The following is a 12,302-nucleotide window of genomic DNA, read 5'->3' as shown; positions in this document are numbered from 1 at the left end:
CCGTCTGCCCTCGCGCAGATCGCGCATCCGTCCATCCACCCATGAAGGAATTCCCATGTCCAGGACCTTGAAGCTGACCTTGCTGCTGGCGTTGTTCGCCCCATGCGCGTTCGCCCAGGCGCAGGAGCTCGACGCCCGCGCGAGGCAGCAGCTGCCGCAGGCGGCCGAGGCGGTGGGGCGCGCCATCGCCGCCCACGACCTGGCCGCGCTGAGCAAGCTCTGGTCGCCCAAGCTGCTGGTCAATTCGCCGGACAACTCGGTCCTGACGCGCGACCAGGTCTTCGGCGCGATCAAGGCGGGGATGCTCGACTACGAGCAGGGCTACACCTTCAAGCTCGAGCGCGCCGAGTTCTACGGCAACGTCGCCGTGTCGATGGGCGAGGACACCTACACCCCGACCTTCGGGCCGGAGAAGGGCCAGCTGCTGCACCGGCGCGCCACCAACGTCTGGCAGTACACCGACGGGGCCTGGGTGCTGATCGCACGCCAGGCCACGATCTACGACCCGGCGGTCAAGCACTACTGAGCCCTGGCGCCGCGCGCCGGCGGCGCGTGACGTCCAAGCGACCAAGGATGTCCTGACAGGAGATCGACGATGACCCTGCTGCTGGTGTTGCTGCTGATCGCGGGAGCGGGCGGTGCGGACAAGGGCGCGCCAGGCGCGTCGATGGGCCACCCAGGTGGACCGGCGCGCAGCGGTGTCGGAGGCACGACGGAGCGAGGATGAGCAGCCCCTCGCCGACACACCCGGCCGGCATGGACGCGACGTCGCGCCCGGCGCCGGCTCCCCGCAGGCGCGCGGACGATGTGTTCTTCACCGTCATGTCGCTGGCCATGCTGACGATCGTCTTCCTGGGGTTCGCTTCGAGCTACTTCCTGCGCGGCGCGGCGCTCTCGCATCAGCCCAGCGTGCTCGTGCACGCGCATGGGCTCGTGTTCTCGTCCTGGATGGTGCTGGTGGTGGTGCAGCCCGCGCTGGTGGCGACCGGGCAGCTGCGGCTCCACCGCAGGCTCGGCCTGGCCGGCGCGCTCATCGCCGGGGCGATGGTGGTGCTTGGCGTCCTCACCACGTTCGGGACGCTGGCGCGCGGGCTGGCGCTGCCGCCGGCGCTGGGCAGCCCGGCGTCCTTCCTGATCGGCAATCTCATCGAGCTGCTGTTCTTCGGCGCCTTCGTCGCACTCGCGGTCTACAGGCGCAACGACCGCATCGTGCACAAGCGCGCGATGCTCATCGCCAATGCCGCGCTGCTGCCGCCGGCGCTGTTCCGGATGGCCTTCCCCGTGGTGGAGCACCCGGCGCTGACGTTCCCGGTGATGGTCCAGCATCCGGCGCTCATCGGCCTGGTGCCGCTGGCCGCGATCGCCGCGCTGTTCGTCTTCGACCTGGCCACCCGCAGGCGCGTCTTCGCCGTGACCGTCATCGGCGGTGCGCTGCTGTGCGCGATGGGGCCGCTCGCCGAGGCCGTCACCGCGACCACGCTCGCACAGCGGCTCGCGGCCTGGGCCCAGCCGCCTTCCTGACCTCGATGCGTCGGCTGCCAACCCGGCGTGCGCGTCCTCCGACGCCACGCACTCATCCAGGCGAAGAGACATGCCGGACCGACGCTGCCTCCACTGACGACTCCAAAGGAAAACGCACATGACGCTGCCGCTTCCCTCGCGCACCGCCCGCTTCCTGGCATTGCTGCTGATCGCCTGCTGCGCCCCCGCCTCGGCGAAATGGAAGGCCGCCAACGACAGCGTCACCGCCGCGGCGGCCGACCCGCGCATCGCGCCGGCGCTGGCCGCCGTCGATGCGATGGACGCGGCCTTGATCCGCGACGACCACGCCGCCTTCGCCGCGGGACTGGGCCAGGGCCTGGTGGTCAACACTCCGCAGAACGGCGTGGCCGTGCGCGACGCGGTCGGGCGTCGCAACCGCAACGGGCTGATCGGTTACAGCCGGTATGCGCGCAGCATCGAGTACGCGGGCAGGCTCGACGACGCCGTGGTCCTGATGGGTGAGGAGCGTGTCGTGCCCAAGGGCGATGCGCCGAACGCCGGCCAGCAGGTCCGCAGGCGTTTCACCGATGTCTGGAAGCAGGACGGCGCGCGCTGGGTGCTGGTGCTGCGCCAGGCGACGATCCTGGGTATCGACGCGCCACCGCCCGCCGGCGCGGGCCCGGACAGTGAGGCCGCGGCGCCCGGTCCGGAGGCGCTGGTCGCGGCGTTCGTCGACGCCTGGAATGCGCACCAGGCGCAAGGCTTCGAACGGCTCTTCACCGAACAGGCGGTCTGGGTGCCGATCGCCGAAGTGCGCGACGAGGGGCGCGCGGCCATCGTCCAGGACCTGGCCGCCGCGCATGCGTCCTGGGCCGGCAAGACGACGATCGCGCCGTTCGGCCCCAGCACCGTGCGCATCCCCAAACCGGGCGTGGCCACGCTCTTCTTCCGGGTCAAGTTCCTCGACGCGCAGGGCCAGCCGATCGCCGGCATCGAGCGCGCCCTGCTGCTGGTGGCCGTCCAGACCGCCGAGGGCTGGCGCATCGCCGCCGGGCAGCTCACCAAGGAAAGCCCGGCGCCGAAGTGAGCGCCGGCGCCGCTGCCGCCGCGACTGCATGCGGGCATGGCGGCCGTTCGTCGGACGGCTGTCCGTGGCCGCCTAGATCTTTCGTCATGATGACGTCCGGGCATTCGCGGCGGACCGCGGTGCGGTCAGTATCGGTTTTGGTATCCCCCCCCTTCTCCCGTACGTCCTCAAAGGATCCGTGCATGGCGCTTGTCATCGAAGGACTGTCCAAGACCTATCCCAACGGTGTGCAGGCCCTGAAGGACCTGTCGCTGACCATCGGCAACCACATGTTCGGCCTGCTGGGGCCCAACGGCGCGGGCAAGAGTTCGCTGATGCGCACCATTGCCACCCTGCAGGATCCGGACGCCGGCAGCATCACCCTGGACGGCGTGGACGTGGTCCGCGAGAAGGACCGCATCCGCCGCGTGCTGGGCTATCTGCCGCAGGAATTCGGCGTCTATCCCAAGGTCTCGGCGCTGGACATGCTCGAGCACCTGGCCGTGCTCAAGGGCGTGACCCACAAGGGCGAGCGGCGCGAGATGATCGAGGCGCTGCTCAACCAGACCAACCTGTGGAACGCGCGCAAGAAGGCCATCGCCACCTATTCGGGCGGCATGAAGCAGCGCTTCGGCATCGCCCAGGCGCTGCTGGCCAACCCGCGGCTGGTGATCGTCGACGAGCCCACCGCCGGCCTGGACCCGGCCGAGCGCAATCGCTTCCTCAACCTGCTGGCCGGCATCGGCCGCGACGTCACGGTCATCCTGTCCACCCACATCGTCGATGACGTGCGCGAGCTGTGCCCGCGCATGGCCATCATCGCCGGCGGCCAGGTGCTGCTGGAGGGCGCGCCCAACGAGGCCATCGGCGCGCTGGACGGCCAGGTGTGGTCCAAGCTGGTGGACAGCGACGCGGAGCTGCGCGCCATCGAGGCCGACATGACGCTCATCAGCACCCATCTGGTCGGCGGCCGCCACGAGGTGCGCGTGCTGGCCGCGCAGGCGCCGGGCGAGGGCTTCGTGCCCGCCGGCGCCGGCCTGGAGGACGTGTACTTCACCCGGCTCGCCGCCGGGCGCGCCTGAGCAGGGGGGCGCGCCATGCACCAGTTCCTCGAGTTCCTGCGCTTCGAGCTGAAGCTGCGCTTCAAGAGTCCGTCCACCTACGTGTACTTCTTCATGTGGGCGGCATTCGCGTTCCTGTGCGTGGCCTCGGAGAACTTCGGGCCGGTGTCCAGCCAGAGCGGCAAGGTGATGCTCAACGGGCCCTGGGCGATGGGCTACAACATGTTCGGCGCGTGCATGTTCGGCATGATCGTGATGGCCGCGATCTTCGGCACCTCGATCCTGCGCGACTTCCAGCGCGACACCTTCCAGCTGCTGTTCACCAAGCCGGTGTCGCGGCTGTCGTATCTGGGCGGGCGCTGGTCGGGCTCGATGCTGGTCACCCTGTTCGCCTTCTCCGGCCTGCTGGTCGGGGCCTGGCTGGGCACCTACGCGCCGTGGGCCGACCATGCGCGCATCGGGCCGAACCATCTGGTCTGGTACCTGCAGCCGTTCTTCACCATCGTGGTGGTGCAGGTGTTCTTCATCGGCGCGCTGTTCTTCGCCGTGGCGGCGCTGACCCGCAGCCTGTTCGTGGTGTACGTGCAGGGCGTGGCGCTGTTCGTGCTGTACCTGATCGGCCTCACCGCCTTCTCGGCCACGCGTTCCACCGAGCACTTCTGGTCGGGCATCCTGGACCCCATCGGCCTGCAGCTGGCGCGCGTGGTCAGCGGCTACTGGTCGGTGGTGGAACGCAACAGCTGGCTGTTCCCGATGGACACCACCAGCGGCTACGCGCCGGGCGTGTTCCTCTACAACCGCCTGCTGTGGATCGGCTTCGGCGCGCTGGTGCTGGCGGCGCTGGCGCTGCTGTTCCCGATGTCGGTGGAGGCGCTGGGCGCGCGTTCGCAGGGACGCCGCGCGGCCAAGCTGCGCACCTTGGAACAGGCGCAGGGCGCGCCGGTGCGCACGCAGATCGCCACCCGGCTGCCGCAGGTGCATCCGCGCCACGATCCGGCCACGCGCTGGCGCCAGTTCCTCGCACTGGCGTCGCTGCGCACGCGCGCCATCCTCAAGGCGGTGCCGTTCTGGGCGCTGTGCGGCGTGCTGTTCGCCTTCATCGTCAACAACGGCTACTACGCCGGGCGCATGAGCGGCACCGACGTGTGGCCGGTGACCTATCTGATGCTCGAATCGGTGGAAGGCAACGCCTACCTGTTCCTGGTCATCGTCACCGCGCTGTATGCCGGCGAGCTGGTCTGGCGCGAGCGCGACGTGCGCTTCGACGGCATCTTCGACGCGCTGCCGCTGCGCCCGCTGCCCGACGCGGCCTCCAAGCTGCTCGCCCTCACCGCCGCGCAGGTCGTGATGCTGCTGCTGTCCATGCTCGGCGGCGTGCTGATGCAGACGGTGCTGGGCTACTACCACTACGAGCCGCTGCTGTACTTCAAGGAGCTGTTCGTGCTGGTCCTGCCGCAGCTGGTGGGCTTCTCGATGCTGGCGCTGTTCGTGCAGACGGTGGTGCCCAACAAGTTCCTGGGCCACGCCATCGTGATCGGCCTGTGGGTGATCGTGCCGATCCTGTACAACTTCGGCCTGGAGAACACGCTGTATCTGCCGGGCGCGACGCCGGGCTTCACCTATTCGGACATGAACGGCTATGGGCACTACGTGCCGGCGCTGTTCTGGTCGATCCTGTACTGGCTGGCGATCTTCGCCGCGCTGGGCGTGCTGTCCATGGCCCTGGCCCGGCGCGGTGCCGAGACCGGCCTGCGCCGCCGCATCGGCGCGGCGCTGCGGCGCCCGTCCGGCTGGCTGCCGGCGACCCTGGCCTGCCTGTGCGTGGCCGCCGCGGCCGGCGGCTGGTACTACTACAACACCCACGTGCTCAACGAGTTCCTCAGCAGCAAGGACCGGCGCGCCATCCAGGCCGACTACGAGCGCCGGTTCAAACGCTACCAGGACCTGCCGCAGCCCAAGGTCACGGCCGTGGACACCACGGTGGAGATCTATCCGGAGCGGCGCGCTTTCGAGGCCACCGGCACCTACACCTTGCAGAACCGCGGCAGCGTGCCGGTGACCCAGCTGCATTTCACCGACATCAACCAGTCGCTGCGCGCGCTGTCCTTCGACCGTCCCGCCCACCTGGTCAGCCGCGCGCCGCGCGGGCTGTACGTGATCTACGCACTGGACGCGCCGCTGCAGCCGGGCCAGACGATGACCCTGCACTTCAAGGTCGGCCACGACAGCCCCGGCTTCACCGACGGCAAGGTCGCCGACTTCTCCGGCGGCGATGCCGGCGGCAAGTTCGCCTACAACGGCACGTTCTTCGACCTGGAGTTCTTCCCGATCCTGGGCTACCAGCCCGGCAACGAGCTGGACGATCCGCGCCGCCGCCGCGAGCAGGGCCTGGGCCCGCAGCAGGAGATGGCCAAGCGCGGCGATCCGGTGCAGTCCAAGGTCAACCTGTTCAGTCCCAACGCCGACTGGATCAGCTTCCACACGGTGGTGGGCACCAGCGGCGACCAGACCGCGCTGGCGCCGGGCTATTTGCAGAAGCAGTGGCGCAAGGACGGCCGCCAGTACTTCGAGTACAGCATGGGCCAGCAGCCCATGCAGAACTTCTTCGCCTTCGTCTCCGGGCGCTATGCGGTGCACAAGGAGGTCTACCCCGGCAAGGAAGGGCCGATCAACCTGGAGGTCTATTACCATCCGGGCCACGCCTGGAACATCGGCACCCTGCTGGCGTCCTCGCGTGCGGGGATGGCCTATAACGAGGCGCACTTCAGCCCGTTCCAGTTCCGCCAGTACCGCATCCTGGAGTATCCGCGCTATCGCAGCTTCGCCCAGTCCTTCCCCAACACTGTGCCGTTCTCCGAGGCGCTGGGCTTCATCCAGCGCCGGCGCAAGGACGACGACGTGGACTTCGCCTACTTCATCACCACCCACGAGCTGGGCCATCAGTGGTGGGGCCATCAGCTGATCGGCGGCAACGTGGAGGGCTCGAACATGATGTCCGAGACCCTGGCCGAGTACTCGGCGCTGATGGCGCTCAAGCACCAGTACGGCCCGGACTACATGCGCAAGGTGCTGCGGACCGAGCTGGACGGCTACCTGCGCGGGCGCACCCGCGAACTGCGTCGCGAGCGGCCGCTGGTGCTGGTCCAGAACGAGCCCTACGTCTGGTACAACAAGGGCGGCCTGCTGATGTACACCCTGGCCGACTACATGGGCGAGGACAAGGTCAACGCGGCGCTGCGCGACCTGCTGCTGCGCCGTCGCTACGCCAACGCCGACCCGGCCGACGGGCGCGACGGCAGCTACCCGGACACGCGCGAGTTCGTGGCCGCGCTGCGCGCGCAGGCGCCGGCGGACCTGCAGTCCTTCATCGGGGACAGCTTCGAGCGGATCGTGCTCTACGACAACCGCGCCCGCTCGGCCACGGCGCGCAAGCTGGCCGACGGCCGCTACCAGGTGACCCTGCAGGTGCAGGCCGGCAAGGCCCAGGCCGACGGCGACGGCAACGAGACGCCGGCGCCGATGGACGACCTGGTCGAGGTCGGCGTGTTCGAGGGTGCGGCCGGCAAGGAGAAGCCGCTGGCCGTGCAGCGCGTGCGCCTGGGCGCGGGCCAGCGCGACTTCACCTTCACCGTGGACCGCCTGCCCACGCGCGCCGGCATCGATCCGTACAACAAGCTGGTCGACCGCATCGCCGAGGACAACCTGGTGGACGTCTCGCTGCAGTAGCGGCGAGCGCCGTGCCGCGGCCATGCTGCGGCGCGGCGGTATCATGGGCGCATGTCCCTGCCCGAATTCCCCACCCAGGACACCGTCCTGCAGCTGGCCGGCCCGGCCGGCGCGCTGGAGGTGGCCGTCGACTTCCCCGCGCCCGACTCGGCCCAGCTGCCGGTCGTGGCCGTGGTCTGCCATCCGCTGTCCACCGAGGGCGGCAGCCTGCACAACAAGGTCGTGACCATGGCCGCGCGCGCCCTGCGCGAGCTGGGCGTGCCGACGGTGCGCTTCAACTTCCGCGGCGTCGGCGCCTCGGAAGGCAGCTTCGACGATGGCCAGGGCGAGCAGGACGACCTGGCCGCGGTGGTCGAGTGGGTGCGGGTGATGCGCCCGCGCGCGGCGCTGTGGCTGGTGGGCTTCAGCTTCGGCGCCTATGTCTCGCTGAAGGCCGCCGGCGCGCTGCGGCCCAAGGCGCTGATCTCCATCGCGCCGCCGGCCGGGCGCTGGGATTTCTCGGAGATCCATCCGCCGGCGCACTGGCTGGTGATCCAGGGCGAGGACGATGAGATCGTCGACCCGCAGGCGGTGTACGACTGGCTGGGCGAGATCGGTGAGCGCGCCCCGCACACGCTGGTGCGCATGCCCGACACCAGCCACTTCTTCCACCGCAAGCTGATCGACCTGCGCGGCGCCCTCCAGCACGCGGTCAAGGGCTGGCTGCCGGCGGCCGGCGCGTGAGCGCTCCGCAGGTGGACCTGTTGCCCTCGCAGCGGTACGCGCAGGGCGCCCAGGCCGGGCAGTGGAGCGACGATCCGGCCCAGCACGCGGCCCTGGTCGAGCTGGACCGCATCCATACCGAGCTGTGCGACGAGGCGCAGGACGGCTTCCTGGACCGGCTCTCGGCGTTCTGGAAGAAGCCCCAGGCCGTGCGCGGCCTGTACTTCTGGGGCGGGGTGGGGCGCGGCAAGACCTTCCTGGTGGACCTGTTCTACGAAGGCCTGCCGATCCGGCAGAAGCGGCGCACGCACTTCCACCGCTTCATGCGCGATATCCACGACAAGCTGCGCGAGCACGCCGGCCAGGCCGACCCGCTGGCGCGCATCGCCCAGGACTGGAAGGATTCCCTGCGCGTGCTGGTGCTGGACGAGTTCTTCGTCACCGACATCGGCGATGCGATGCTGCTGGGCCGCCTGCTCGAGCGCCTGTTCGCCCAGGGCGTGACCCTGGTGACCACCTCCAACACCGCGCCGGAAAATCTCTACAAGGACGGCCTGCAGCGCGAGCGCTTCCTGCCGGCGATCGACCTGCTAGTCCGGCACTGCGTGGTGCTCTACGCCGAAGGCCAGCAGGACTACCGGCTGCGCGCGCTGACCCGCTCGCCGGTGTATCGCGCGCCGCTGGATGCCGACAGCGAGGCCTGGCTGGCCGGGCGCTGGCAGGAGCTGGCCGGCGCCCCGGCGCAGCGCGACGAGATCCGGATCGACGGCCGCACGCTGGTCATGCGCGGGCGCAGCCAGGACCTGGCCTGGTTCGACTTCGCCGAGCTGTGCGAAGGCCCGCGCGCGGCCAGCGACTACATCGCCCTGGCCACCGAGTTCCAGACCCTGCTGGTGGGTGGCATCCCGACCTTCGACCGCATGAACGAGGACGCCGCGCGCCGCTTCGTCAACCTGATCGACGAGGTCTACGACCGCCACGTCAAGCTGGTCTGCACCGCGGCGGCCTTGCCGGTCTCGCTGTATGCGGGCACGCGCCTGGCGGGGGCGTTCGAGCGCACCGCCTCGCGGCTGATCGAAATGCAGAGCGCCGAGTATCTGGCGACCGCGCATCGCGGGTAGGGGTTGGGTGCCGTGTGGCTTTGCTGTTGCTATTGCTTCGGCTGTTGCCGTTGCCTCCCTGTCTGAGCCGTAAAGCACGCCGAGCACCGCAGCAAAGCAGGGCCGAAGAGGCGCCCTGTTTGAGCGAAGCGAGTTTGGGCGCCGTGCCCTGCTTTGCGAGGAGCGCAGGGGACCGACGCGTAGCGTCGGCGTGCGTCCCGGCGAGAAGCGGTTTTGCTTCCTTTTGACAAGACAAAAGGAAGTCGCGCCGCAGGCGCGAAAGCTTTGCACTTGGCGCGCCGCAGGCGCGTTGCTTTCGTCCTACAAGTCCCGGCGCCAGCTCCTGGCAAGTCTTGCTTTAAATTTGCAAGCAAAACTTGAACGCCATGCAGGCGCTTCTTAGAGCAAAGCAAAAGCAAAGCTTTCGCACGGCTTCGCCGCGCGAGCTACTTTTGTCTTGTCAAAAGTAGCCAAAACCGCTTCTCGCCGGGACGCGAGCCGCCGCTTCGCGGCGGTCCCCTGCGCTTCTCGGAAGACGGGGCACGGCGCCCAAACTCGCTTCGCTCAAACAGGGCGCCTCTTCGGCCCCGTCTTCCTGCGATGCTCGGCTCGCTTTACGGCTCAGACAGGGAAGCAACGGCAACAGCCGAAGCAACCGCAACAGCAACCGCAACCGCTTGAGCGGTGCGTTACTTGCTCGCGACAGACTTGCTCCTGCACGGCGCAAACAGATCCCGCGACCGGTCGTACACCGACGTCTTGACGTCCATCAGCCCCAGCACCGACGAGAACAGATTGTCGTGGCTGGCCGGCGCGTCCGCGTGCTGGCGCAGGCACTGCACGTCCAGCCCCTCATCGCGGGCAAAGCCGTCGCCGAACCACATCACCATCGGCACATGGGTCTGCTCCCGCGGCGCGATCGCGTAGGGCACGCCGTGCAGGAACAGGCCCTTCTCGCCCAGCGACTCGCCGTGGTCGGAGACGTACAGCAGCGCGCTGTCCACATCGGTGCGCGCGGCCAGCTGGGCGATGGCGCTGGCCAGGACGTGGTCGGTATAGGTCAGCGCGTTGTCGTAGGCGTTGACGATCTGCTCGCGCGTGCAGCGGCCCAGGTCGGCCTGCTGACAGGCCGGGGCATAGCGGGCGAAGGCGGGCGGATAACGGTCGTAGTAGCTCGGCCCGTGGTTGCCCAGCATGTGCAGCACCAGCACGCGGTCGCCGCCCTTGGTCTTGGCCAGCTTCAGCGCGCCGTCCAGGTCCTTGAGCAGGATGCCGTCGAAGCAGCGCGTGCCGTTGCAGAATTCCGGATCGGTCGACTCGGTCACCGACTGGAACGGCAGGCCCTCGCACACGCCCTTGCAGCCGGCCTGGTTGTCGCGCCACACCACGCCGACGCCGGCGTGGTCCAGCACGTGCAGCAGCGACTGATGGCCGCGGATCTTGGCCTCGTCGTAGTTGGCCCGGCCCCAGGGCGAGAACATGCACGGCACCGAGACCTCGGTGGCGGTGCCGCAGGAGCTGGTGTTGGGGAAGTTGATCACCCCGGCCTGGCGCAGCTGCGGCGTGGTGTCGCGCGCATAGCCGTTGAGGCCCCAGTTCTGCGCGCGGGCGGTCTCGCCGACCACCAGCACCAGCAGGCGCGGCTTGGCGCCGGCCGGGCGCAGCGGCAGCTGCACCGCGTCCAGGCCGATGGGCTGCTTGGGTTTCTTGTCGCCGGGCGGACCGGCCAGGGTCACGCGCGCCAGCGAGATCATCCAGTTGCCCGGCGCGGCCAGGTAGCGCAGGTCGTGCTGGTTGCGCATCAGCGCCGACAGCGGCTGGTAGGCGGCCACGGCCGCCAGCACGCAGGCCAGCGCCGCGCCGCCCAGCAGCGCGCCGCGGCGCAGCACGGCGACCTTGAGCGGGCGCTGGCGTACGCGCACCCGCCACAGCAGCAGCACCGGGATCAGGGCCAGCAGCAGCGGCGGCAGCAGGGACGGGGTGAGTAGCTCGGACGACTCGCGCCGGTCGGTGGCCAGCACGTTGCGGATCATGTCCGCGTCCAGGTACAGGCCGAACTTCACCATGAAGTGCGAGGCGGCCGCGGTGACCAGCACGATCACCGTCAGCAGCGGCTGCGCGGTGCGGCGGGTCAGCAGCAGGCCCAGCAGCAGCACGTGCAGGCCGACCAGCAGCACCAGCAGCGCCAGCGCCATCGGCCACTGCTGCGTGGGCGAGGTGATCGCCGCCGACCAGAAGCGGGCGTTGCTGAAGCAGGCGAAGTACAGGCTGGCCAGCACCACCAGCGCATCGCTGGACAGCAGCGGGCGCTGGGTCAGCCAGGCCGGCAGGCGCAGGCGGCCGCGTCGCGCGTCCAGCGGCACCTCCATGCTCACGCCGGCGCGTCCGCGCGCGGCAGCATCAGCCGCGCCAGCAGCCACGACGCCGTCCAGCACACCGCCACGGCGGCGATGTCGTGCGAGGCGAAGTGCGCCCCGCGCAGCTGCTGGCTCAGCCCGAACAGCAGGCCCGCGCAGAGCGCGGCGACCAGCCCGATCCGGCCCCAGCGCGGCTGCACCGCGCCCAGGCCGAAGAACAGCGCCACCCAGCCGTAGGCGGCGCTGGCGTGGCCGGCCGGGAAGCACTGGCCCGGGCCATAGCCGGCCGGGCGCGACTGGAACAGCTCTACGTAGACATGCTTGCCGCCGTAGCGGGCCAGGTCCCAGGGGCAGTCCACGTCGGTCCAGGACTTCATCCACGACACCAGCAGCGGCCCGGCCACCGAGGCGATCAGCAGGTAGTCCAGCGGCCGCCACCAGGCGCGGGTCGAGGGCTCGCGCGCCAGCACGATGCGCAGCGCCGCCAGCGTCAGCCAGATCACCACGTCGGCGCGCTTGCCCCACTGGTGGACCAGGGTCTCGGTCGCCCAGGCGTGCTGCAGGGCCCAGTGCCCGCCTTCCCACGCATAGACATGGTCGGCCAGCCACAGATCGCCGCCGGCGCCCTGCAGCAGGGCGATGGCCACGGCCGCCGCACACAGCGGGCCCCACAGCAGCAGATCGGGATGGAAGCGGGCGGCCAACGACGCGCGCGGGCGGAAAACGGCAGGCATCTGCATGGAGAGCGCGCGAGACGAGGGAAGCGGTGGCGATGCTGTGCCGGGCGATGTCGGAGACATGTCGGAAC

General features: G+C 69.8%; 10 protein-coding genes. 8 read left to right on the top strand and 2 right to left on the bottom strand.

Features of this window, described 5'->3' with window-relative positions; translation table 11 throughout:
* The first annotated feature begins 55 nt into the window (after positions 1 to 55).
* From MWN52_RS18865 to zapE, 8 genes are all read left to right on the top strand, one after another.
* The gene (locus MWN52_RS18865) at positions 56 to 526 is read left to right on the top strand and encodes a nuclear transport factor 2 family protein (protein ID WP_286575863.1); all 471 of its coding nucleotides are present in this window, start codon (positions 56 to 58) and stop codon (positions 524 to 526) included.
* Between the two features lie 69 nt (positions 527 to 595).
* Positions 596 to 727: a hypothetical protein gene (locus MWN52_RS18860; RefSeq protein ID WP_286575862.1), complete on the top strand. Its 132-nt coding sequence runs from the start codon at positions 596 to 598 to the stop codon at positions 725 to 727.
* A complete protein-coding gene (locus MWN52_RS18855) occupies positions 724 to 1,521 on the top strand; it encodes a hypothetical protein (RefSeq protein WP_286575861.1) in 798 nt (265 codons plus the stop codon). Before MWN52_RS18860 ends, MWN52_RS18855 begins: the two co-directional genes overlap by 4 nt.
* A gap of 118 nt (positions 1,522 to 1,639) precedes the next feature.
* Positions 1,640 to 2,569: a nuclear transport factor 2 family protein gene (locus MWN52_RS18850; RefSeq protein ID WP_286575860.1), complete on the top strand. Its 930-nt coding sequence runs from the start codon at positions 1,640 to 1,642 to the stop codon at positions 2,567 to 2,569.
* Positions 2,570 to 2,751: 182 nt separating this feature from the next.
* Positions 2,752 to 3,630, top strand: coding sequence for an ABC transporter ATP-binding protein (locus tag MWN52_RS18845; RefSeq protein ID WP_130524571.1), 879 nt, complete (start codon positions 2,752 to 2,754; stop codon positions 3,628 to 3,630).
* 15 nt (positions 3,631 to 3,645) lie between these two features.
* Positions 3,646 to 7,335 (top strand): ABC transporter permease, encoded by a 3,690-nt coding sequence (locus MWN52_RS18840; protein WP_131659475.1) that lies wholly within the window; start codon positions 3,646 to 3,648, stop codon positions 7,333 to 7,335.
* Between the two features lie 51 nt (positions 7,336 to 7,386).
* Complete coding sequence (locus tag MWN52_RS18835; RefSeq protein ID WP_286575859.1) at positions 7,387 to 8,058, top strand: alpha/beta hydrolase; 672 nt, start codon at positions 7,387 to 7,389, stop codon at positions 8,056 to 8,058.
* A gap of 11 nt (positions 8,059 to 8,069) precedes the next feature.
* Positions 8,070 to 9,158, top strand: a complete 1,089-nt coding sequence (gene zapE / locus MWN52_RS18830) for a cell division protein ZapE (RefSeq protein WP_345783521.1) — start codon at positions 8,070 to 8,072, stop codon at positions 9,156 to 9,158.
* 668 nt (positions 9,159 to 9,826) lie between these two features.
* On the opposite strand, the gene MWN52_RS18825 is transcribed toward zapE, so the two are convergent.
* Together MWN52_RS18825 and MWN52_RS18820 are read right to left on the bottom strand one after the other, a co-directional pair.
* Positions 9,827 to 11,506, bottom strand: a complete 1,680-nt coding sequence (locus MWN52_RS18825) for a phosphoethanolamine transferase (protein ID WP_286577801.1) — start codon at positions 11,504 to 11,506, stop codon at positions 9,827 to 9,829.
* A gap of 2 nt (positions 11,507 to 11,508) precedes the next feature.
* A complete protein-coding gene (locus tag MWN52_RS18820; RefSeq protein WP_234852736.1) occupies positions 11,509 to 12,234 on the bottom strand; it encodes a phosphatase PAP2 family protein in 726 nt (241 codons plus the stop codon).
* Positions 12,235 to 12,302 lie beyond the last annotated feature (68 nt).

This window comes from Pseudoxanthomonas winnipegensis (genome assembly GCF_030322905.1).
GTDB lineage: Bacteria > Pseudomonadota > Gammaproteobacteria > Xanthomonadales > Xanthomonadaceae > Pseudoxanthomonas_A > Pseudoxanthomonas_A winnipegensis.
The sequence above is the reverse complement of the archived record's forward strand: the minus strand, read 5'-3'. Positions and strand labels throughout refer to the sequence as shown.